This window comes from Clostridium sardiniense (genome assembly GCF_050584765.1).
Taxonomy (GTDB): domain Bacteria; phylum Bacillota; class Clostridia; order Clostridiales; family Clostridiaceae; genus Clostridium; species Clostridium sardiniense_A.
Genome location: NZ_JBNOOR010000001.1, coordinates 1,210,045 through 1,232,829, shown reverse-complemented (window position 1 = coordinate 1,232,829; position 22,785 = coordinate 1,210,045). Strand labels below are relative to the sequence as shown.

The window sequence follows — 22,785 nt, the reverse complement described above, 5'->3', positions numbered from 1 at the left end:
TCTACATATATAATAAAATTCCTTTTATAAACATAATAAAATCAGCTATAAAATATTTACAGCTGATCCTAATAACTTACTCATTTTTATCTATAAATGTATTTAACTTTGAAATAGCTTCTTTTAGTCCACCAACTTCATTTATTAATCCACACTCAACTGCTTGATTGCCAATTAAAATAGTTCCTACATCATTTAATAAATCGCCCTGCTGTCTTAAAAGTTTTTCTAGTTCCTCCTTCTTTATATCAGAAGTTCTAACTATAAATTCATTGATTCTCTCTTGCATCTTTTTTAGATACTCAAAAGTTTGAGAGACTCCGATTATAAACCCATTCATTCTAATAGGATGAACTATCATTGTTGCAGATGGAGTTATAAACGAATATTTTGCTGATGTTGCAAGTGGCACTCCAATAGAATGGCCTCCTCCTATAACTATAGAAACAGTTGGCTTTGATAAAGAATTTATCATTTCTGCAATTCCAAGGCCTGCTTCAACATCTCCTCCAACAGTGTTCAATACAATTAGTACACCCTTAACATTTTCATTTTGCTCCATTTCAATAAGCTGTGGTATTACGTGTTCGTACTTAGTTGCTTTAGTTTGAGCTGGAGAAACTACGTGTCCTTCTACCTGTCCGATAATTGGTAACACTCTAATTCTTTCATTCGGATTTACTACACCCATATTTCCAAACTCTTTGATTGATTCACTATTTTTATCTAATTTTTCATTATTATCATTTTCATTTTCACTTTTAAAAAAATTCATATTCATAAACATTCCTCCTATACACTTTTATTTTGTACAAGAGGAATTTTTTTATACTTTATGCTTATATAAATATTAAATTTTGTTATTATGATAGTTCAAATGATTTATGTAGCGCATTTATAGCTTCTGCCACATTATCTGAATGTATTAAACACCATATAGTCATGTGAGAATCTGCTGTTTGTAAAACTTCAATATTATTTTCATTTAATGATCGAACTATCTTAGCAATAACCCCTGGTATACCAGCCATTCGTGATCCTATTACGGCTAATTGACTACAGTTCTCTGTTAATGAATATTTTATGTTTATAGCATTTAATATTTTTTCAAGCTCTTTCTTCTTATTTTCTCCAATTGTGAAAATTTGCTGTTCTGGGAATATATTTATTAAATCCAAACTTATTTTATTAGCCGCAAGTAAGCTTAATAAATCCTTGTATTTTGGATTATTTAAATTTTCTTTTGCTTTAATTTTCACTTGTATTCTATCATTTTGATGAGTAATACCAGTAATTATCTTACCATTATTAAGATCTCCATTATTATTAATTAATGTTCCTTTAGCATCGCTCATTGTATTTTTAATAAATAATGGTACGTTACTCTTCATAGCTATGTCAACAGCTCTTGGATGAATAACTTTTGCACCTTGCTCCGCTAATTGGAATACTTCATTATAACTTATTACATTTATTAATGATGCATCTTTTACTATTCTTGGATCAGCTGTCATTATACCATCTACATCGGTATAAATTTCTATTTGTTCAGCTTCTAATGCAACTCCTAATATAGCTGCACTAGTATCGCTACCTCCTCTTCCAAGAGTTGTGAAAAATCCATCTTCACTCATTCCTTGGAATCCGGTAATAACTGGTACTCTTCCTTTTGATACAAAGTCTAATATTTGCTTTGGATCAACATCTAAATGTTTTGCATTTGTAAATACATTATCAGTTTTAATACCAGCCTGTCCTCCAGTTAATGGAATGGCATCAATTCCAGCATCAAATAATTCATTACTCATAACTACTGAGCTTATAAGTTCACCACAACACATTAAAAGGTCTGATGCTAGTTTATTTGTGCTTTTAAACTTATCTCCAACTAATGATAAAAGTGTATCTGTTGCATAAGGATCTCCACTTCTTCCCATAGCGGAAACTACTACTACAGGAGAATACCCTTCATCAATGGCACTTTTAACTTTTTCAACTACTTTTTGTCTTCTCTCTTTTGTAGATACAGATGTGCCACCAAACTTTTGTACTACAATTTTCATAATTTTTCCCCCTTAGATTCATACCTTTGCCCTCTTTATGCTATTTTCATCGGCGTCTAGTATTATCGTTTTAGCCCCAACTTTCTGTACTGCGCTCCAGTCAATTTCTAATATCTCTCTAGCCCCACCAAAAATACTAAATTTAGAAGAAGATGCATCTATAAGAAGATACTTTATATTTCCTTCATCATCAATTACTAAGTCATTGTTTTGAAGATAATCATACTTTTCCCCATCATTAATATTTATAAGCTCATATCTTTCAAGTTCACTAAGATATTTTATATTTTTATCGCCTTGCACATACATACAATAATCCCTCCCTAACATTCATAAATATATATATGAGTTAGGGAAGAGATATATTACCTCTAATATTATAACTTACTTTTAGTTGATTTTCTAGAATTATCATAGGCTTCTTCTGATTTATATATAAAAGAATCTAAGTAATCCTTATCAATTTCACTTCCAACATAAGAAGTATTTAAAACACCTTTTCCGAAACAATTTTTTAGAACATAATCTATATCTTCTTTGCTTATATTATCTATTTTTTCAATAACTTCCTCTTCTGTTCTAATCTTATTTCTAAGCAATAAAGATTTTGCATTAGCAAACATTTTTGAGCTGGTACTTTCTAATCCTAATATATAATTTGCTTTTATTTTTTCTTTATTTATTCTAAGCTGCTCTTCAGTTATTCCATCTTCTACAAATTTCTCAAGTTCTCTTTTTATAACCTCTAGGGCTTTATCTGCATATTCTTTACTTAATCCAACATATATGTTTATTAAGCCAGCATTTTGAAACGGCTGTATATAAGAATATATTACATAACAAAGACCTAGCTCTTCACGGACCTTTTGAAATAAAATAGATGAGGCTCCTCCGCCTAAAATATTATTAAGAAGAACTAATGCATATCCTCTATCATCACCAAATGGTAATCCCTGAAGTCCTAAATCAATATGTAATTGTTCAATCTCTTTTTTAAGAAAAATTGAATTCTCCTTAATATCAGTTCCTTCATAAATAGGTGTATATTTTTCTTTACTCTTCCATTTACCAAAAAATTTCTCTACCAAATTAATAATCTCTTCTTCATCAAATTTACCGCAGATAGATATAACTGAATTATACGGAGTATACTTCTCATTTATAAAATTAATTATATCTTCTCTTTTTAAACTCTTAATTTTATCGATAGTTCCTAATATTGGATATGCAAGAGAATTATCTTCAAATGAAGCTTTTGAATGAATATTATCTAAAACATCTTCTGGATTATCTTCACTCATATTTATTTCTTCAATTACTACGCCCTTTTCCTTTTCAATATCATTCTCATCAAATTTTGAATTTAAAAGCATATCTGATAATACATCTAATGAAATATCCAAATGTGTACTAAGGGTTTTTATATAATAACAAGTAGCTTCTTTGCTAGTAAATGCATTTATTTGGCCACCAACATTTTCAATTTCTTCTGCTATTTCTTTTGCTGTTCTTTTATAGGTACCTTTAAAAAACATATGCTCAATAAAATGAGAGATACCATTTAGCTTTTCACTCTCATTTCTTGATCCATTTTGAATCATTACTCCTACACTAACCGAATTAACCCCATCTAGTTTTTCTATTACAATTCTAAGCCCATTTTCTAGTGTAAAAATCTTATGCATAAAAGCCTCCTCTTAGTAAAAAAAAGGCAATAACATTGCCCTTTTAGTATTACTTATCTTCTTTTTCTTCTTCATTATCTTGTAATGCATCTTTTCTTGAAAGATTTATTCTGCCTTGATTATCAATTTCTGTTACTTTAACAAGAATTTCATCTCCAACTGAAACTATATCTTCAACTTTATTTACTCTATTCTTATCAAGTTTTGAAATATGAACTAATCCTTCTTTATTAGGAAGAATTTCTACAAAAGCTCCAAATGTAGCTATTTTAGTTACTTTTCCTAGATAAACCTCTCCGGCTTTAACTACCTTTGTTAATCCTTCGATTATCTTTAAAGCTTCATTTACACCTTCATGATCTACAGAAGATACAAATACAGTTCCATCCTCTTTTATGTCTATCTTAACTCCAGTATCTTCGATTATTTTATTAATAACCTTTCCACCGGCTCCTATAACATCTCTTATCTTTTCTGGATCAATTTTAATTATTGATGTCTTTGGTGCATACTTTGAAACATCTTGTCTTGGTTCTGCTATACACTCATTTATCTTATCTAAAATTACCATTCTAGCTTTTCTTGCATTTTTTATTGCAGTATTAACAACATTGAAACTTAATCCTTTAAGTTTTGTATCAACCTGTATTGAAGTAATACCTTTTTCAGTTCCTGCAACCTTAAAGTCCATATCTCCAAAGAAATCTTCTATTCCTTGAATATCTGTTAATACTTCTTCTTCAGTTAAATCCTCTGATGTTATAAGTCCCATTGCAATACCTGCAGCTGGTCTCTTTATTGGAACTCCAGCATCTAATAATGCTAATGTTGATCCACAAACTGAAGCTTGTGATGTTGATCCATTTGAACTTAATACTTCTGATACTAATCTAATAGTATATGGGAATTCTTCTTCTGAAGGTATTAATGGTTCAAGTGCTCTTTCTGCAAGTGCTCCGTGACCAATTTCTCTTCTTCCTGGCCCTCTAAGTGGTCTAACTTCACCAACGCTGTATGCTGGGAAATTATAATGATGCATATATCTCTTTGATTCCGCTTCATCTATACCATCTAAAATTTGAATATCTCCAACTGAACCTAAAGTAGCAACTGTCATTACTTGAGTTAATCCTCTTGTAAATAATCCTGTACCATGAGTTCTTGGTAATATTCCAACTTCACATCCAAGTTGTCTTATTTGATCAAAAGCTCTTCCATCAGGTCTTCTCTTATCTTTTAAAAGCATTTCTCTTACAACTGCTTTTTGCATTGTATAAAGAATTTCTTTAATATCCCCTGATTTGCCTTCATACTTTTCTTCGAATTCAGCAAATACTTTTTTATTTACTTCATCCATAGCAATATTTCTTTCATCTTTATCCATGATATACATTGCTTCTTTTACCATATCGCTAGCAAAAGCTTTTACATCTTTTTCTACTTCTTCATCTACTTTAAATACAACTGCTTCTTCTTTAGCTTTACCGAATTTAGCCATAGCTTCTTCTTGGAATGCTATTATTTGCTTACATGAATTAAATCCAAATTCAATAGCAGCTATCATAGTCTCTTCTGGTATTTCATTACCACCAGCTTCAATCATCATAACCTTTTCTTTTGTAGAACAAACTGTAAGATCTAGTATGCTCTGTTCTCTTTGTTCTGAAGTTGGATTTAAAATAAATTCATCACCTATTAATCCTACTTGAACTCCTGCAACTGGAATATTATATGGTATACTTGATAAACATAATCCCATTGATGCTGCATTAATTGCTAATATTTCAGGTATATTGTCCTTTTCAACTGAAACAACTGTACAAACAACTTGAACATCATTTCTATATCCTTTAGGAAATAACGGTCTTATTGTTCTGTCAACTGCTCTTCCATGAAGAATTGCTTTTTCTGATGGTCTTCCTTCTCTTTTTATAAACCCTCCAGGTATCTTACCAACAGCGTATAATCTTTCTTCATACTCAACGCTTAAAGGGAAGAAATCAATTCCATCTCTTGGTTCTTCTGATTTATTTACATTAGTTAATATTACAGTATCGCCGTAGCTCATTAATATAGCTGCATTTGATAACATACCAAAATCGCCAAATTCGACTTTCATCTCTCTTCCAGCTACTACTGTACTAAGTGTGTTCCTCATAAAGGGACCTCCTTTCGTTTCAATTTACAAATTTTTCTAACGACTTTAAAATAATAGAGCGGTTTTAACCGCTCTAAGCTATCTTCTTAAACCTAATTTTTTAATTATAGCTCTGTATCTTTCGATATCTTGCTTTGCTAAGTAATTTAAAAGACCTCTTCTTTGTCCAACCATCATTAATAGTCCTCTTCTTGAGTGGTGGTCTTTCTTGTGAACCTTTAAATGTCCAGTTAATTCATTAATTCTTTCGCTTAATAATGCGATTTGAACTTCTGCTGATCCTGTATCGTGTTCACTTCTTCCAAATTCTTTAATTATTTCTTGCTTTCTTGCCTTTTCCATAATTACACCTCCGTAAAATATCCCCTTAGTTCCATGTAATAAGATGGCACCTTAGAACATAGGACTAGGTTTCCGCTATTATTATAACAAAACAATGTAATGTTGTAAATAATATTTATATAATAACAGCTAATTCTTTTGATTTCGCATATTCTTCATCCTTTTTTAATTGCTCTTTTAAACAATCAATAGAATCAAATCTTTTTTCATTCCTAATTTTTTCTATAAAGTATACTACTATCTCATCATCATAAATATCCTGATGAAAATCTAATATAAATGTTTCAACTGTTAACCTCTTACCATTTACGGTTGGATTGCTTCCAACAGAAGTTATTCCTTTATAAATATTATTTTTCCATCTAACATTTGTATAGTATACACCAGTATTTGGAATGATTTTTTCTTCTCCAAATTTTAGATTTGCAGTTGGGAATCCAATAGTCCTTCCAATCTGTCTGCCATGTTCAACTATTCCACTTAAACTATAAGCTCTAGTTAACATTTTATTAGCCTCACTAATTTCTCCATCTTTCAAAGCATTTCTAATTCTAGTACTACTTACAACATCTTCATCATGTAACAAAGGTGCTATTACTTCTAGTCTATAGTTATACTTTGTTGATAGTTCTCTTAAAAGATTGGTATCTCCTAAATTTTTATATCCAAATCTATAGTTAAATCCAACAACTATGCCTTTAATATTGTAGTCATTGCAAAGTCTTTTTATAAAACCTTCTGGTGATAGTTCCATAAATTCTTTATTAAATTTTCTAAGAACAACTTTATCTATCCCCTCTTTTTTTAAAATATCTACTTTTTCTATATTATCCATCAGATACTTCATTTTTATACTTGGATTTATAACTGTTCTTGGATGATTACTAAATGTAAATACCATACTTTTAGAATTAGTTTCTTTTGCAAGTTCTATACACTTATGAATTAATGATAAATGTCCTTTATGTAAACCATCAAAACTTCCAAGTGCAACATAGTACTCATCATTTTTGTTAGTTATTTTTCCATCCACTACCTTCATATCGTTTTAGTCTTCTCCTAAGCTACATTAATAACTTTTCTAACTTAAACCCATCTTTATCTTTAATGCCAAGACCAATGAAAATATTGTCTTCATCATAAACCCTATACAATATATTATTTTCAATATTATCCTTTAATAATCTTCTATCATAAACTCTTGCTCCATTTATAAGAAGATTTCTAAATTTATTATTTATTATTGTTTTAGGATACGCCTCTAAAGCATCCTCAATAGGTATTAAATATTCTTCAATATTATCTTCTGTCAACAAATCTATATTTACACTATCTTCTTCTTTAAAAATCGAAGTAGCTGTTCTTCTTAAATTAACCATAGTTCCGTATACATTAAGTTTTTCTCCGATATCATAACACAAACTTCTTATATACGTTCCCTTTGAGCAAGTTACTGTCATTGTAATTTCCGGAAGATTGATACTAATATCTTTTATATCAAAAATTGTTATATCTCTACCTTCTCTCTCAATTTCAATGCCTTTTCTTGCTAGTTCATAGAGTCTAACTCCATCTTTTTTGAGTGCTGAATACATTGGTGGAATCTGACTATATGTACCTTTGAAAGAGTTAATAACTTCTAAAATTTCATTTTCATTAAGATGAGAAATATCCTTTCTGTCAAGAACTTCCCCCTCTAGATCATATGTTGTTGTCTTAAAACCTAAAGAAAATATTACTTTATATGTTTTAGGCGCTGTCATAATATAATCTATTATTTTAGTAGCTTTACCTAGACATACCGGAAGCACTCCAAATGCTTCCGGATCTAATGTCCCAGTGTGACCAACTTTTCTTTCACGAGCAATTTTTTTAATTTTTCTAACCACATCAAAAGATGTCATTCCAGAATTTTTAAAAATATTTATTACTCCTTGCATAGGTCTATCTCTCTTTCAATAGCTTTTAAAATATTATCTTTTGCAATTTGAAGCATAACTCCTCTTTGCATAAGTCCTGAGGCTTTTGGGTGTCCACCACCACCAAATGTCTCAGCAATCTTTCTAACATCAAAATCATATTTTGATCTAAGACTTGCTTTAACGCCTTCTTCAACTTCCTTTAAAAGAACTGCAACTTCAACTGTTTTAATACTTAAAAGATTTCCAATTATATCAGATGTATCTTCTTTTTCAGCATCAAATTTTTTAAGGGAATCATTATCTAAAACTGTAACTACAACTTTACCATCAAAATAAAGTTTAGCATTTTGGAATGCATATCCCATAAGATTTAATTTATTTATACTTCTATTATCAAATAAATTATTGTATATCTTAGAATTATTAACTCCAACTCCAATTAACATTCCCGCAATCTCATGTGTTCTTTTAGTAACATTAGAGTGTCTAAATGATCCAGTGTCTGTAACCAATGAAGTATAAAGACATCTTCCTATTCTCTCTAATATTTCTTCCTTGACAGAGAATTCATAGCCCATTTCTTTTAACAATAAAAATACTATTTCAGCCGTAGCTGCCGCTGTAGTATCAACATAATTTATAAACCCATATTTATCATTAGATACATGGTGGTCTATATTAATTACCATTCCAGAAAACCCTGAAAGATTTGCCGAAATTCTTTCAACATTACCACAGTCTAGTACTATAACTAAATCAGTACCTTCTTTAGGATCTATTGTTTCTCCTGTTACTTCTTCTGAATATGGAAGAAATGCAAGATTTTCAGAAATTTTATCTTTTGAAATTATATATACATCTTTTCCAAGTTCTCTTAATCCATTAAGAAGTCCTAATGCACTTCCTATTGCATCCCCATCTGGTGAAGTATGAAATGTAATCCCAATTTTATTAGCCTCAATGATAATTTTCTTTATATCTTTAAGTGCCATTTTACTTCTCCTTAGCTTTTCTTATTAGCCCATCAATCTTCATTCCATAATCAATTGATTCATCTAATTCAAAAATTATTTGAGGAGTGACTCTTAATTTAACTTTACGTCCTACTTCTCTTCTAATGAAGCTGCTTGCACCCTTTAGTGCCTTTAAGTTATTTTCTTTTTCCTCTTCGCTATTTGCAAATATACTTACAAATATTTTAGCATAACCTAGATCTCTAGTAACTTCAACTCCTGTTACGGAAATCATAGCAGTTAATCTTGGATCTTTTATTTCATTTTGTATCAAGGCGCTTACTACTTTTTTAACTTCTTCGTTTATTCTTCCACCTCTGTAATTAGCCATATATATCACCTCTTAAAAATTAAAGTTCTTTTCTTACAATGGCTTCCATAGTGTATGCTTCTATGATATCTCCTTCTTTAAGGTCGTTAAATTTCTCAACGCTTAAACCACATTCATATCCGCTTCTAACTTCCTTAGCATCATCTTTAAATCTCTTTAATGAAGCTAAAGTTGATTCAAATACTACGATTCCATCTCTAATTATTCTTATATCTGAATTTCTTGTAATTTTTCCATCTAATACATAACATCCAGCTATTGTTCCTACACTTGATATTTTGTAAGTTTCTCTGACTTCTGCTTTACCTAAAATAACTTCTTTGTATTCTGGCTCAAGCATTCCTATCATAGCTGATTTAACATCTTCTATTGCATCATAGATTATTCTATAAGTCTTAACATCTACTCCTTCTCTTTCAGCTGCTGCAACTGAATTTGAATCAGGTCTTACGTTAAATCCTATTACTATAGCATTTGATGCAGTTGCTAATGATATATCTGTTTCTGTTATAGCTCCAACACCACCATGTATTACTCTTACCTTAACATCATCTGTTGATAATTTTTCAAGTGATTGTCTTATAGCTTCAACTGATCCCTGAACGTCTGCTTTTACAACTATATCAAGTTCTTTTACAGTACCTTCTTTTATTTGGCTATATAGATCTTCAAGTGAAACTCTATGTCTAGCATTTAAGCTATCAGTTTTATCTTTTTCTTTTCTGATTTCAGCCATATTTCTTGCAGTTTTTTCATCTTTAACTTGATTGAATCTATCTCCTGCAGCTGGTACTTCTGAAAGTCCTAATATTTCAACTGGTATTGATGGGCCTGCTGATTTTATCTTTTTACCTGTATCATCAAACATAGCTCTTATTCTTCCGTAAGTTGCTCCAACTAATATTGAATCTCCAACATGTAATGTACCATTTTGAACAAGTAAACTTGCAACTGGACCTCTTCCCTTATCAAGTTTAGCTTCTATTACAGTACCTTTTGCTTTTCTATCTGGGTTAGCTTTTAATTCTAACATTTCTGAAGTTAAAAGTACCATTTCAAGTAAAGTATCTATTCCTTCACCTTGTTTTGCTGAAACTGGAACACAAACTGTATCTCCACCCCAGTCTTCTGCTACTAAACCATGTTCTGTTAATTCTTGTTTAACTCTATCAATGTTTGCATTTGGTCTGTCAATTTTGTTTATTGCAACAACCATAGGTACTCCTGCCGCTTTACAGTGATTTATAGCTTCTTTTGTTTGTGGCATTATACCATCATCTGCAGCAACAACTAATATAACTACGTCTGTTATTTGTGCTCCTCTAGCTCTCATAGCTGTGAAAGCTTCATGTCCTGGAGTATCTAGGAAAGTAATTTCTTCTCCATTTACATTAACAGTGTAAGCACCTATATGTTGAGTTATTCCTCCTGCTTCAGTTGCAGTAACCTTAGCTTTTCTTATAGCATCTAATAAAGATGTCTTACCGTGGTCAACGTGACCCATTACTGTTATAATTGGTGGTCTCTTTTGAAGACTTTCTTCGCTATCTTCTTCAACTTCAACTTCATCAAGTTCAGCTGATTCTTCTTTCTTTTCTACTAAAACTTCATATTTCTCACAAACTTTTTCAGCAGTTTCAAAATCTATCTCTTGATTTATACCTGCCATAACCCCTGTGAATATAAGTGTTTTAATAACATCTGCTGTTGGTTTGTTTAGCTTTTCTGCTAACTCCTTAACTGTTATTGTTTCACCAATTTCAATTACTTTTGCTTCTGCATCTTCTGAATTTCCTTCAGCGTCATCACCTTTTTTAAACTTTTTCTTTTTCTTAGCGCCTTTGTTAGCTTCTTCATCTGCGATTTTTTCGTATTCTTCTACTACATTCTCTGCAGGTGCTACATTACTTAAAAGTTCCTTTATAAGATCTGCATCTTCGTCTTCTATTACGCTCATATGATTTTTGACTTCTATGTTGAACTCATCCATTAATAAATCAATAAGTTCCTTTGAACTTATACCTAATTCTTTTGCTAATTCATGTACTCTAATTTTTGACATACAGTCACCCCCGATTAATTTCTACATATATTTTCCTCCTCATAAAGAGCTATTAACTTTTTAGCCATATTCTTATCTTGCACAGCCAGAATCTTTATTTCATCTTTTCCTATGCCAATGCCTAAATCCTCTTTAGAGAAATCTTCAATACATGGTATTTGTTTTTCATTACAATGTTTTTTAAATTTATTTTTTGTTGATTCTGATGCATCTTTTGAAATAACAAATAGATACATTCTGTTTTTATTTCTTAATTCATTACATTTACTATAACCCTCAACTAGGTTACCTGATCTTTTAGCTAAGCCTAGAAAATTGAAAAATTTACTCATCATCCATCTCTTCCCTTAGTCTGTCATATATTTCTTCGCTTATTTGCACATCAAGGTTTCTACTTAATCTTCTTGTTTTAAAAGACTTTGCCAAGCAATCTTTTGACTTGCAAACATATGCACCTCTTCCTGACTTCTTTCCTGTTAAATCAACAGATACGTCTCCTTCTTTTGATTTAACAACTCTAATAAGTTCATTCTTAGGTTTCATCTCCATACATCCAGTACACATTCTTAAAGGTATCTTTTTAGTTTTCATGAAAAACACCTCTCTTATTCTGATATTTCTTCTGAATCTACGTTTTCTATTACTTCTTCAGCTATAACTTCTTCCTCTTCTTGTAGTGCTTGTGATTTACTTTTAATATCTATCTTCCAATTAGTAAGTTTTGCTGCTAATCTAACATTTTGACCTTCCTTACCAATTGCAAGTGAAAGTTGGCTATCATCAACAACAACTTTAGCTGACTTTTCTTCTTCATTAACTGTAACACTTAAAACTTTTGCAGGACTTAAAGAATTTGCTATAAATTCTGCTGAATCTTTACTCCATTTTATTATGTCTATCTTTTCATTCTTAAGTTCATTTACTATACTTTGAACTCTTACACCCTTAGGTCCTACACAAGCGCCCATAGCATCTACAGATTCATCATTTGAGTAAACTGCTATTTTACTTCTTGAACCAGCTTCTCTTGAGATACTCTTTATTTCAACTATTCCTTCATATATTTCTGGAACTTCAAGTTCAAATAATCTCTTAACTAATCCTGGATGTGTTCTTGAAACATGAATTTGTGCTCCTTTTGAAGCATTTTTAACTTCAACTATATATAACTTTAATTTTTCATTAAAATTATATTCTTCACCCTTCATTTGTTCATTAGGTCCTATAACGCCTTCAAGTTTTCCAAGGTTAACAAAAACTAATCCTTTATCTTTTCTAAGAATTGTACCAGTTATTATGTCAAACTCTTTTTCCTTATATTCATTATACACTATATTTCTTTCAGCTTCTTTAATTCTTTGTGTAACTACTTGTTTTGCAAGCTGTGCTGCTACTCTTCCAAAGTTTCTAGGTGTAACTTCCATATCAACAACATCATCTACTTCATACTTAGGATTTATTTCCTTAGCCTCTTCTAAGCTTATTTCTGTTACTTCATCATATACTTCGTCTACAACAACTTTTTGAGCATATACTCCAATTTCTCCACTTTCTCTGTTAATTGTAACTTTAACATTTTGAGCTGAAGTGTATTGGTTTGCATAATTCTTTTTATAAGCTGCAACCATTGCATCTTCAATTGTTGTAAATATTAAATCTTCACTTATTCCTTTTTCTTTAACTATCTCTTTAAGAGCACCTATAAACTCTTCGTTCATGTCCTTATCCTCCTTTTATAATTCCCCTTCTAAGTTAGCTTTTTTTATTTTATCCATTGGTACTTTAACTAATTCTTCACCTTGGACTTCTATAAAGTCACCTTCATAAGATTTTAATATACCTTTTATATTTTTACGTCCATTTAATGAACCTGTAAATCTTATAAACACTTCGCTTCCTACAGCCTTCTTAAAATGTTCTTCTTTAAATAAACCTCTGTTTATACCTGGTGAAGAAAGTTCTAGGAAGTATGATGTAGAAATTGGATCTTCTTCATCTAGCATTTCACTAACTCTTCTTGAAACCTTTTCGCAATCAGTAAGTGTAATGCCTTCTTCATTGTCTATATATATTCTTAAATAATTTTCTCCATCTTCTTTTACAAACTCTACATGATATAATTCATAACCTAATTCATCAGTTATTGGCATAACTAACTCTTCTAATTTTTCTATTAAGGCATCTTTTTTCATATGTTACCCTCCTTTTTCAATATTCAATTTTTATAAACTTATTATTCCCAAATAACTAAAAATCTATTTTAAGTAAAAACGCAACTAAGAAGTTGCGCTTTAAACAGAAAGAGCGGGTAAATAATTTCCCCACTCCTTTAATCTAGCTATTAGTAATAATCATCAATTTAAATTCTAACATACAACATGTTTTTTTTCAAGTATATTTGAAAAAATTACATATATCTCTATGATATTTAGAATAATGATAATTGATTTGTCTCAGACATCCCTTCTAAACATCCATGATTATTTAATGTTTCAACTGCTGTTTTTGTAATTTTAGATCTAAGTCTTAAGTCTTCCTTTGATATAAATTCTCCATCTTTTCTAGCTTCAACAATTGCTTTAGCTGCATTATCTCCAACTCCTTGAAGAGCATTTATAGGAGGTCTAAGGCCATCTTCTTCAATGATGAACTTAGTAGCTTCTGACTTATAAAGGTCTACCTTTAAGAATTTAAAACCTCTCTTATACATTTCAAATGCCATTTCAAGGGAAGTTATAGTTCCTTTTTCTTTTGTACTTACCGCATTGCCAAGATCATAAAGTTCATGAAGTTTCTCATGAATTGCACCTTCACCTCTGCATATAAGATCAGCATCAAAATCATCTGCTCTTACTGTAAAATATGTGGCATAATAAGCTTCTGGATAATATACCTTATAGTATGCAATTCTTACTGCCATCATTACATATGCAACAGCATGACCTTTAGGGAACATGTATTTTATCCTCTTACAGGATTCAATGTACCAATCAGGAACTTTATTTTCTCTCATTAATTTTTCATCATCTTCTGTAAGTCCCTTTCCTTTTCTTACTTTTTCCATTATAGTAAAGGAACTCTTTGGTGGTACACCTTGATACATTAAATAAACCATAATATCATCTCTCGTTGCTATACAATCTTTTAATGTTGTGTATCCTTCTTTTATGAAATATTGAGCATTATTAAGCCATACATCAGTACCATGTGATAAACCTGATATTCTTACTAAATCAGCAAAACTCTTAGGTTGTGTATCGACTAGCATCTGACGAACGAACTTAGTACCAAACTCAGGTAACCCATAACTTCCAACTTCGCACTCTAATTCCTCTTTTGTAACACCAAGTGCATCAGGTTTTATAAATAAGCTAAGTACTTTCTCATCATTAAGAGGTATTGTTTTTGGATCAAGACCTGTTAAGTCTTGAAGCATTCTAAGAACAGTAGGATCATCATGGCCCAGTATATCAAGTTTTAAAAGTCTACCACTTATTGAATGGTAATCAAAGTGAGTCGTAATTATATCAGTATCATTGTCATCAGCTGGATGCTGTATTGGTGTAAAGTTATAAATCTCATTATCACTCGGAACAACCATTATACCACCTGGATGTTGTCCTGATGTTCTTTTTATTCCTGTACATCCAATTGTTAATCTTTCAATTTCTGCACTAGAAACTCTCATATCTCTTTCATCTAGATATTTTCTAACATATCCATATGCAGTCTTTTCTGCAACTGTACCTATTGTACCAGCCTTAAATACATATCCTTTACCGAAAAGTACTTCACAATATTTATGAACAACACCTTGATATTCACCTGAGAAATTAAGGTCAATATCTGGTTCTTTATCACCTTCAAATCCTAAGAAAGTTTCAAAGGGAATATCATGACCATCTCTTATATAATGAGCACCACATTCCGGGCAGTCTTTTGGTGGTAAATCTGCACCTGAACTTATAGATCCATCTAAAAAGAATTCTGATTTTTTGCAATTTGGACATACATAGTGAGGTGGCAGTCCATTAACCTCTGTTATATCTGACATTGTAGCTACAAAAGAAGATCCAACTGATCCTCTTGAACCAACAAGATATCCATCTTCAAGAGATTTCGCAACAAGCTTTTGTGCAATAAGATAAAGAACTGCATATCCATTATTTATGATAGAATTTAATTCTTTATCTAATCTCTTTTGAATAACTTCTGGTAAATTTTCTCCATAAATTGAATGAACTTTTGTCATAACCATATTTCTGATTTCTTCTTCTGCACCTTCAATCTTAGGTGGAAATGTCTCATCAGGAATAGGTTTTATAGATTCAATTTCATTTGCTATATTATTAGGATTTACTATAACAACTTCTTTTGCTTCATCTTCACCTAAATATGAAAATTCTTTTAGCATTTCATCTGTAGTTTTTAAATATAATGGTGGTTGATTATCGGCATCTTTAAACCCCTTACCAGCCATTATTATTCTTCTAAATGATTCATCTTCAGGTTCTAAGAAATGTACATCTCCAGTTGCAACCACAGGTTTATTAAGTTTTTTACCTATATTATATATTTTTCTATTTATTTCTCTTAATTCATCTTCATCTTTAACATTTCCCTTTGCTATCAAGAAATTATTATTAGCTATCGGCTGAATTTCTAAATAATCGTAGAACTCACAGACTTTCATTACTTCTTCATCACTTCTACCATCTAAGATGGCTCTATATACTTCACCAGCTTCACATGCTGATCCTATTATAAGTCCATCTCTCATTTCTTGAAGCCTACTTTTTTTAGTTCTTGCAGTTTTAAAGAAATTATTAAGATGAGCTTCTGATACTAGCTTATATAAATTCTTAAGACCTTCTTGAGTTTTCGCTAAAATTATTATATGAAATGCTGGTTGTCTTTTGATATCTATATTTGATAAAAAACCTTCATTTAACTTACTTAATGTATCTATTTCTTTTTCTTCTCTTAATTTTTTAAAACAAACTAGCAAAATATCAGCTGTTGCCTTTGCATCATCTACAGCTCTATGATGATTTTCAAGGGATATACCTAAATGTTTTGCAACTATATTTAGTTTTACTTTTTTAAGTTCTGGATATAAAAATCTTGCTAAAGGAACAGTATCAACAATTGTAAAATCAAATCCTAATCCCATTCTTCTACAATTATTTTTAATAAATCCTGTATCAAAGCCTGCATTATGCGCAACTAATACACTTCCACTGCAAAAGTCTAAAAATCTAGGCAGTATATTCTCTATAGTTTCACTATTTCTTACCATATCATCTGATATTCCAGTAAGCTCTGTAATCTTATATGGTATATTTCTCTCTGGATTTACAAACTCACTAAATCTATCCACTATTTTCTCATTTTGTATTTTAACTGCACCAATTTCTATTATCTTATCATTCTTAGCTGAAAATCCTGTTGTCTCTAAATCAAAAACAACATATGAATCATCTAAAGATTCTCCTCTTTCATGAAGCGCTACTGGTATACCATCATCAACTAGATATCCCTCAACTCCATAAAGAACTTTTATACCAAATTTCTTTGAAGAACTTTGTGCATCTGGAAAGGATTGAACTACACCATGGTCTGTTATAGCAATAGCTTTATGTCCCCATTTCGCTGCTCTTTCTATTAGCTTGCTTGCAGATACCATTCCATCCATAGTACTCATATTTGTATGTAAATGAAGTTCAACTCTCTTCTCTTCTGACCCATCCATTCTTTCTATTTTTTTCATTTTAACTATATCTCTACCCATTATTACTACTTCTCTAGCATAGGTATCGTATATAGCCTCTCCTCTTACCTTACAATATAAACCTTTCTTAACATTTTCTAAAACTTCTTCTTTATCTTTTTCCTTTAAGAAACATTTAACTGTAATTGAGCTTGTATAGTCAGTTATGAAGAATGTAAGAATACTTTTACCAGTTCTAGTTTCAATTATTTCAGTCTTAAATACTTCTCCAATTATAGCAACATATCCTGACGTCTCATCAATATCACATATATTCATAGCTTCTTGACTTATATTTCTACCTAAAATAGTATTTTCACCTTTAGGTTCTCTTTTATATTTTTGATATCCTTCATTTTGTTGTTTCTTTGGTGCTTCTTTTCTTTCTTTCTTCTCTTTCTTATCAGCACTATCCCCTGAAGGAGTTCCTTGAACTATTCTACCTTGAAGTACATCATCAACTATCTTTTTATTTTCTTTTGCTTTATTCTCTTCATAATTTGTATCTTCTAAAGAATTATCATATTTTAGTTCAATCCTTATTCTTCTTCCAAATATATCATGTATTTGAGCAGCTACTTTTCTCTCTATATCCTTCTTTTTTAGATGATTTACAATAGCTTCGCTTCCATATCTAATTATTATGTTATCTTCTTTAATATCTTTATGCTTAGAATATAAAACATTTTTTGATAGTGGGTTTTTTCTAACTATATCTAAAACAACATCAGACCAATATTTTGTTAATATATCATCTACACTTGCATCTTCTACATCCTTATAAACTAATAATTCTACTTTTATATTTAGTCCTAAATTTGTAGCTATTAATTTTTTTATCCAATCCTCTTCACTTTGAATTAAATTATCTTTACATTTTATTACTACTTTTAATACATTGCTTTTTCTATAAAATTGAAATCTATTTAACTTTATTTCCTTATCTTCTAATTCTTCATTTTTATTAATTTCTTTATTAATTTTTTTAATGAACTCTTCGCTCAAAGGATTACCTCCATTTTAAAAATATTAACCCCCAAAATAAATTTAATTTTGGGGAACAAATTAAATATAAATCTTATAAAGATTCTATTTCCTTTATAAGTTCATCAACTAATTCTTCTTCTTTTACCTTCTTTATTATTTGGCCTTTCTTAAATATTATGCCAACACCTTTTCCTCCAGCAATACCAATATCAGCTTCTCTTGCTTCTCCAGGACCATTAACTACGCATCCCATTACAGCAACTTTAATATTTTTATTAGTATCTTTAAGTCTCTCTTCTACTTCTTCTGCTATTTTTATTAAATTTATTTCTGTTCTTCCACAAGTAGGACATGATACAAATTCTATTCCTTCCTTTGTGTAATCTAATGCTTTAAGTATTTCTTTAGCAACTTTTATTTCTTCAATTGGATCTGAAGTTAATGATACTCTAATAGTATTTCCAATTCCCTCTGCTAAAAGAGTTCCAATTCCTATACTTGATTTTATTGTCCCTTTAAATACTGTACCTGACTCTGTTACGCCTAAATGTAATGGATAGTTACACTTTTCACTCATTAATTTATAACTTTCTATCATCATAGGTACATTAGAAGATTTTATTGAAATAACTATATCATAGAAATTTAAATCTTCTAATATTTTAACATGTCTTAATGCACTTTCAACTAGTCCTTTAGCGGTTGGTTTTCCATCTCTCTCCAAAATATCTTTCTCTAAAGATCCTGAATTTACTCCAATTCTTATAGGAATATTTTTTTCTTTTGCTTTTTCAACTACAGCTTTTACTCTTTCATAATTTCCTATATTTCCAGGGTTTATTCTAAGTTTAGCTACTCCATTATCAATAGCTTTAAGTGCTAATCTATAATCAAAATGAATGTCTGCAACTATTGGAACTGGTGATTTTTCTGTAATTTCCTTCAGTGCATCACAAGCCTCCATATCCGGAACAGCACATCTTATAATCTGGCATCCTGCCTTTACTAATTTATCTATTTGTTCTAAAGTTTTATTTACATCTCTTGTATCTGTATTTGTCATTGATTGGATAACAACAGGTGCTTCACCACCAATTTCTATCCCTCCAACCTTAACAATTCTTGTGATTTTTCTCTCCATCATTTTACTCTCCTAAAAGTTTATTGGGAACAGTATATCCTTAACTGTAACTAAAAGCATAAGTCCCATAAGTAGCGCAAAACCTGCAAAATTTAAAGCACCTACTATCTTATCTGGAACCTTTCTTTTTGTAATAAGCTCAATTAAAAGCAATACTGTCCATCCTCCATCTAATGCAGGAAATGGTAATAAATTAAATACAGCAAGGTTTACACTTATAAACGCTGTAAAATATAAAAGATTCCAGATACCAGCCTTTGCAGCTGCACCTGATAATTTTATTATAGTTACAGGACCACCTACATCTGTCTTTAAGTCTGCTTTTCCAGTAAATATCATTTTAAGCCCTTTAAATGTTTGATTTACTAATGATGCTGTTTGATTGAAACTTTCTTTAAAACTATCTAATATTGATGGATTTTTAACTGTTTCAAAAGCAAATCCTATCATATCTCTTTTTTCTTTTTCATTATATTCAGGCTTAACAGTAAAATTAAGCGTTTCTCCATTTCTATCCACTTCTAAATTAACTGGATTACCCTTTGCAAGGTTTATACCAATTGTAATATCATCTGGTGCAAATATCCTTTGACCATCAATTTTTTTAAATTCATCTCCAGGCTTTATTCCCGCTTCATAAGCTGGACTGTTATCAATTACTGAGTTAACCTTTGGTAATGTGTATCCAAAGTGATGTAAAAACGCAGTAAATATTACTATTGCAAGAATTAAATTCATTATAGCACCTGCTAAAATAATTGTAATCCTTCTAAATGGAGATTTAGATGAAAAACTTCTTTCATCTTGAACATCTTCCTCTTCTCCAAGCATTTTTACATATCCACCTATAGGTAATATACCTAATGAATATTTAGTTTCTTTACCATCAATAGAAAATATCTTAGGACCCATACCTATTGAAAACTCTTCTACCTTTACCCCATTTATCTTTGCAAGTATAAAATGACCAAATTCATGAACTATTATAAGTAGCCCAAATGCTATTACAGCATATACAATGTACATTAAGTTTCCTCCTAGTTATAATTTTCTCTCACATATTCCTTAACTTTTTTGTCTAATGAAATTACATTTTCTAAAGTAACTTCTTTTTTCCCTTCCTCTTTAAAATGTTCCATACAATGTTCAATTATATCTCCAATTTGAATATATGAAATTTTGTTATCTAAAAATAATTGAACAACTTCCTCATTTGCACCGTTTAAAATAGTTGGCATAAGTTTTCCTTGCTTTCCTGCCTCAAAAGCAAGTTTTAAACACTTAAATGTATCCATATCAGGCTTTTCAAATGTAAGCTTTGATATTTCATAAAAGTCTATTCCATTTGCAATAGCTTCTTTTCTATCTGGATAATTAAGAGCATATTGAATAGGAAGTCTCATATCTGCTGATCCAAGTTGTGCTATTATGCTATTATCTGAATATTCAACCATTGAATGTACTATACTTTGAGGATGAACTAATACTTGTATATTATCATAATCACAATCAAATAACCAATGTGCTTCAATAACTTCAAGTCCCTTATTCATTAAAGTTGATGAATCTATAGTTATTTTTCTTCCCATACTCCAATTTGGATGGTTTAAAGCTTCTTCTAATGATGTATTAACTAAATCTTCTTTTTTCTTTCCTCTAAAAGGACCACCTGAAGCAGTTAAAATTATCTTTTTTAATGTACTTAAATCATTGCCTCTTAAACTTTGGAATATTGCACTATGTTCTGAATCTACTGGAAGTATTTTAACTCCATATTTTTTAGCTTCATTCATTACAAGCTCTCCAGCAACAACTAATGTTTCTTTATTTGCAAGAGCAATATCTTTTTTCTTCTTTATAGCTTCAATTGTAGGCTCAAGTCCAATCATACCAACCACTGATGTCACTACTGTGTCAATTTCATCAAGTGAAGCTATTTTCTTAAGCCCCTCTATACCAAATAACACTTTTATGTTCAATCCCTTTTCTTCTACATATCTATCTATTTCTTCTTTTGATTTTTCATCCATCATTCCTACATATTTAGGATAAAATTCATCTATTATATCTTTAACCTTCTCTACAGAAGTATTAGCAGTTACCCCTATCAAATTTATCTCTTTAGATTTTCTAATTACATCTAAAGTTTGAGTACCTATAGAACCTGTGGCACCTAGTATTGAAATATTTTTCATTTTCTTTTTCCTCCGTATCTATCTAGTCCTCGCAAAAAATATCTCTAACCATCATACTATATAAAGGTCCTATAAAAATTCCAATCATACCAAAAACCTTTATACCAATATATATAGAAAGAAATATTATTAAAGGATGCACATTAAATTTATTACTTAATAATTTCGCTTCTAATATTTCTCTTATAATTTGAACTAATAGATAAAGGCATATTAATCCAAAAGCTATAAGATAATCTTTTACTATAATATTGTATATTATAATTGGTATAAATACAATTATTGTTCCTACATATGGAAGTAAATCTAAAATACCACAAATCACTCCTAAAATAAAGGAATTTTTTATTCCAAGTATCATAAATCCTATGATTATTATAAGTGTAGATATTAAAATAAGCACTGCTTGTATTGATATAATACTTTTTATGTTCTTTCCACCATTATTAATCCTTCTAAGAGCATTTTGTGGAACAAGTCTATTCATATAATATATAATTTTTTCCTTATCTACTAGTATAAAAAATGCACATACATTACCTATAAAATAACTTATTATCCCCTCACCTGTAGTTAACGCTCCCTCTGTTAAAACTCTAGGATGAAATAAATTCATAGCCTCACTACTTATATCTACGTTTCCAAGTATACTCTCTAGTATTGTATTAAATTCATTTAAAAGTTCATTAATCATGTTTATATTGCTGTTATATATATTATTTACTAAGTCGAATATATTCCTTCCCAAATAGTAAATTATTAATACTACAGAGATATTTAAAACAAGCAAACTTAATGTTGCTGATATTTTTTTACCTATCTTAAGCTTAGTAAAAATATTATATAAAGGACTACTTAGTATAAATATTATTACAATCCAAAGAAACGGCTTAAAATAACTTCTAATTAAAACTACAAATACAAATATAATTAGTAGTAATACAAGTGCTTCTATAAGTTTTTTATGATCTTCCTTTAACTTCACTTCTTTATCCCCCTTTATTCTATATTTATATGCAACAAAAAAAACCTTAGAATTTTTCTAAGGCTCATAACTAAATTAAATATTACATTAAAAAATAGAATAAAATTCATAAAATAATTTTGAATTATAAA

20 protein-coding genes are annotated in these 22,785 nt (G+C 30.2%); all 20 read right to left on the bottom strand.

Translation table 11 applies throughout. The features are described from left to right. Positions 1 to 76: 76 nt before the first annotated feature. Positions 77 to 775, bottom strand: coding sequence for a ClpP family protease (locus ACQPUW_RS06000; protein ID WP_430837282.1), 699 nt, complete (start codon positions 773 to 775; stop codon positions 77 to 79). Positions 776 to 863: 88 nt separating this feature from the next. Beyond that, entirely contained in the window at positions 864 to 2,063 is a 1,200-nt protein-coding gene (gene dapG / locus ACQPUW_RS05995) for an aspartate kinase (protein WP_430836562.1), read from the bottom strand. 18 nt (positions 2,064 to 2,081) lie between these two features. After that, positions 2,082 to 2,372, bottom strand: a complete 291-nt coding sequence (locus tag ACQPUW_RS05990) for a YlmC/YmxH family sporulation protein (protein WP_204595295.1) — start codon at positions 2,370 to 2,372, stop codon at positions 2,082 to 2,084. 68 nt (positions 2,373 to 2,440) lie between these two features. Beyond that, positions 2,441 to 3,748, bottom strand: a complete 1,308-nt coding sequence (locus ACQPUW_RS05985) for a M16 family metallopeptidase (RefSeq protein ID WP_430836561.1) — start codon at positions 3,746 to 3,748, stop codon at positions 2,441 to 2,443. A gap of 49 nt (positions 3,749 to 3,797) precedes the next feature. After that, entirely contained in the window at positions 3,798 to 5,906 is a 2,109-nt protein-coding gene (locus ACQPUW_RS05980) for a polyribonucleotide nucleotidyltransferase (protein WP_430836560.1), read from the bottom strand. A 78-nt stretch (positions 5,907 to 5,984) separates the two neighbouring features. Further along, on the bottom strand, positions 5,985 to 6,248 hold the full coding sequence (gene rpsO, locus ACQPUW_RS05975) for a 30S ribosomal protein S15 (protein ID WP_045725674.1): 264 nt from the start codon (positions 6,246 to 6,248) through the stop codon (positions 5,985 to 5,987). Positions 6,249 to 6,363: 115 nt separating this feature from the next. Beyond that, positions 6,364 to 7,290, bottom strand: coding sequence for a bifunctional riboflavin kinase/FAD synthetase (locus tag ACQPUW_RS05970; RefSeq protein WP_430836559.1), 927 nt, complete (start codon positions 7,288 to 7,290; stop codon positions 6,364 to 6,366). Positions 7,291 to 7,312: 22 nt separating this feature from the next. Then, entirely contained in the window at positions 7,313 to 8,188 is an 876-nt protein-coding gene (gene truB, locus ACQPUW_RS05965) for a tRNA pseudouridine(55) synthase TruB (protein ID WP_430836558.1), read from the bottom strand. Further along, the gene (locus ACQPUW_RS05960; protein ID WP_430836557.1) at positions 8,176 to 9,162 is read right to left on the bottom strand and encodes a DHH family phosphoesterase; all 987 of its coding nucleotides are present in this window, start codon (positions 9,160 to 9,162) and stop codon (positions 8,176 to 8,178) included. Before ACQPUW_RS05960 ends, truB begins: the two co-directional genes overlap by 13 nt. Position 9,163: 1 nt before the next feature. Then, positions 9,164 to 9,514 carry a 30S ribosome-binding factor RbfA gene (rbfA, locus tag ACQPUW_RS05955; protein ID WP_430836556.1) on the bottom strand — a complete coding sequence of 117 codons (351 nt, stop codon included), beginning with the start codon at positions 9,512 to 9,514 and terminating at the stop codon, positions 9,164 to 9,166. Between the two features lie 19 nt (positions 9,515 to 9,533). Then, on the bottom strand, positions 9,534 to 11,576 hold the full coding sequence (gene infB, locus ACQPUW_RS05950; RefSeq protein WP_430836555.1) for a translation initiation factor IF-2: 2,043 nt from the start codon (positions 11,574 to 11,576) through the stop codon (positions 9,534 to 9,536). 14 nt (positions 11,577 to 11,590) lie between these two features. Continuing rightward, complete coding sequence (locus ACQPUW_RS05945) at positions 11,591 to 11,908, bottom strand: ribosomal L7Ae/L30e/S12e/Gadd45 family protein (protein ID WP_430836554.1); 318 nt, start codon at positions 11,906 to 11,908, stop codon at positions 11,591 to 11,593. Next, positions 11,901 to 12,167, bottom strand: coding sequence for an RNase P modulator RnpM (rnpM, locus tag ACQPUW_RS05940; RefSeq protein WP_204595287.1), 267 nt, complete (start codon positions 12,165 to 12,167; stop codon positions 11,901 to 11,903). The genes ACQPUW_RS05945 and rnpM overlap by 8 nt, the downstream gene beginning before the upstream one ends. 14 nt (positions 12,168 to 12,181) lie before the next feature. Continuing rightward, the gene (gene nusA / locus ACQPUW_RS05935) at positions 12,182 to 13,294 is read right to left on the bottom strand and encodes a transcription termination factor NusA (protein ID WP_221860953.1); all 1,113 of its coding nucleotides are present in this window, start codon (positions 13,292 to 13,294) and stop codon (positions 12,182 to 12,184) included. Between the two features lie 15 nt (positions 13,295 to 13,309). After that, positions 13,310 to 13,768 (bottom strand): ribosome maturation factor RimP, encoded by a 459-nt coding sequence (gene rimP / locus ACQPUW_RS05930; protein WP_430836553.1) that lies wholly within the window; start codon positions 13,766 to 13,768, stop codon positions 13,310 to 13,312. Positions 13,769 to 14,004: 236 nt separating this feature from the next. After that, entirely contained in the window at positions 14,005 to 18,351 is a 4,347-nt protein-coding gene (locus tag ACQPUW_RS05925) for a PolC-type DNA polymerase III (protein ID WP_430836552.1), read from the bottom strand. A gap of 73 nt (positions 18,352 to 18,424) precedes the next feature. Next, a complete protein-coding gene (gene ispG, locus ACQPUW_RS05920) occupies positions 18,425 to 19,474 on the bottom strand; it encodes a flavodoxin-dependent (E)-4-hydroxy-3-methylbut-2-enyl-diphosphate synthase (RefSeq protein ID WP_430837281.1) in 1,050 nt (349 codons plus the stop codon). Positions 19,475 to 19,486: 12 nt separating this feature from the next. Beyond that, positions 19,487 to 20,500, bottom strand: coding sequence for an RIP metalloprotease RseP (gene rseP, locus ACQPUW_RS05915; protein WP_430836551.1), 1,014 nt, complete (start codon positions 20,498 to 20,500; stop codon positions 19,487 to 19,489). 11 nt (positions 20,501 to 20,511) lie between these two features. Next, entirely contained in the window at positions 20,512 to 21,669 is a 1,158-nt protein-coding gene (dxr, locus tag ACQPUW_RS05910; protein ID WP_430836550.1) for a 1-deoxy-D-xylulose-5-phosphate reductoisomerase, read from the bottom strand. Positions 21,670 to 21,691: 22 nt separating this feature from the next. Further along, positions 21,692 to 22,654, bottom strand: a complete 963-nt coding sequence (locus tag ACQPUW_RS05905) for an AI-2E family transporter (protein WP_430836549.1) — start codon at positions 22,652 to 22,654, stop codon at positions 21,692 to 21,694. Positions 22,655 to 22,785: the final 131 nt, after the last annotated feature.

What these genes read in the sequence shown, in the direction of transcription:
- ACQPUW_RS06000 (WP_430837282.1), bottom strand. Translation starts at nt 775, where the DNA reads ATGAATTTTTTTAAAAGTGAAAATGAAAATGATAATAATGAAAAATTA.
- dapG (WP_430836562.1), bottom strand. Translation starts at nt 2,063, where the DNA reads ATGAAAATTGTAGTACAAAAGTTTGGTGGCACATCTGTATCTACAAAA.
- ACQPUW_RS05990 (WP_204595295.1), bottom strand. Translation starts at nt 2,372, where the DNA reads ATGTATGTGCAAGGCGATAAAAATATAAAATATCTTAGTGAACTTGAA.
- ACQPUW_RS05985 (WP_430836561.1), bottom strand. Translation starts at nt 3,748, where the DNA reads ATGCATAAGATTTTTACACTAGAAAATGGGCTTAGAATTGTAATAGAA.
- ACQPUW_RS05980 (WP_430836560.1), bottom strand. Translation starts at nt 5,906, where the DNA reads ATGAGGAACACACTTAGTACAGTAGTAGCTGGAAGAGAGATGAAAGTC.
- rpsO (WP_045725674.1), bottom strand. Translation starts at nt 6,248, where the DNA reads ATGGAAAAGGCAAGAAAGCAAGAAATAATTAAAGAATTTGGAAGAAGT.
- ACQPUW_RS05970 (WP_430836559.1), bottom strand. Translation starts at nt 7,290, where the DNA reads ATGAAGGTAGTGGATGGAAAAATAACTAACAAAAATGATGAGTACTAT.
- truB (WP_430836558.1), bottom strand. Translation starts at nt 8,188, where the DNA reads ATGCAAGGAGTAATAAATATTTTTAAAAATTCTGGAATGACATCTTTT.
- ACQPUW_RS05960 (WP_430836557.1), bottom strand. Translation starts at nt 9,162, where the DNA reads ATGGCACTTAAAGATATAAAGAAAATTATCATTGAGGCTAATAAAATT.
- rbfA (WP_430836556.1), bottom strand. Translation starts at nt 9,514, where the DNA reads ATGGCTAATTACAGAGGTGGAAGAATAAACGAAGAAGTTAAAAAAGTA.
- infB (WP_430836555.1), bottom strand. Translation starts at nt 11,576, where the DNA reads ATGTCAAAAATTAGAGTACATGAATTAGCAAAAGAATTAGGTATAAGT.
- ACQPUW_RS05945 (WP_430836554.1), bottom strand. Translation starts at nt 11,908, where the DNA reads ATGAGTAAATTTTTCAATTTTCTAGGCTTAGCTAAAAGATCAGGTAAC.
- rnpM (WP_204595287.1), bottom strand. Translation starts at nt 12,167, where the DNA reads ATGAAAACTAAAAAGATACCTTTAAGAATGTGTACTGGATGTATGGAG.
- nusA (WP_221860953.1), bottom strand. Translation starts at nt 13,294, where the DNA reads ATGAACGAAGAGTTTATAGGTGCTCTTAAAGAGATAGTTAAAGAAAAA.
- rimP (WP_430836553.1), bottom strand. Translation starts at nt 13,768, where the DNA reads ATGAAAAAAGATGCCTTAATAGAAAAATTAGAAGAGTTAGTTATGCCA.
- ispG (WP_430837281.1), bottom strand. Translation starts at nt 19,474, where the DNA reads ATGGAGAGAAAAATCACAAGAATTGTTAAGGTTGGAGGGATAGAAATT.
- rseP (WP_430836551.1), bottom strand. Translation starts at nt 20,500, where the DNA reads ATGTACATTGTATATGCTGTAATAGCATTTGGGCTACTTATAATAGTT.
- dxr (WP_430836550.1), bottom strand. Translation starts at nt 21,669, where the DNA reads ATGAAAAATATTTCAATACTAGGTGCCACAGGTTCTATAGGTACTCAA.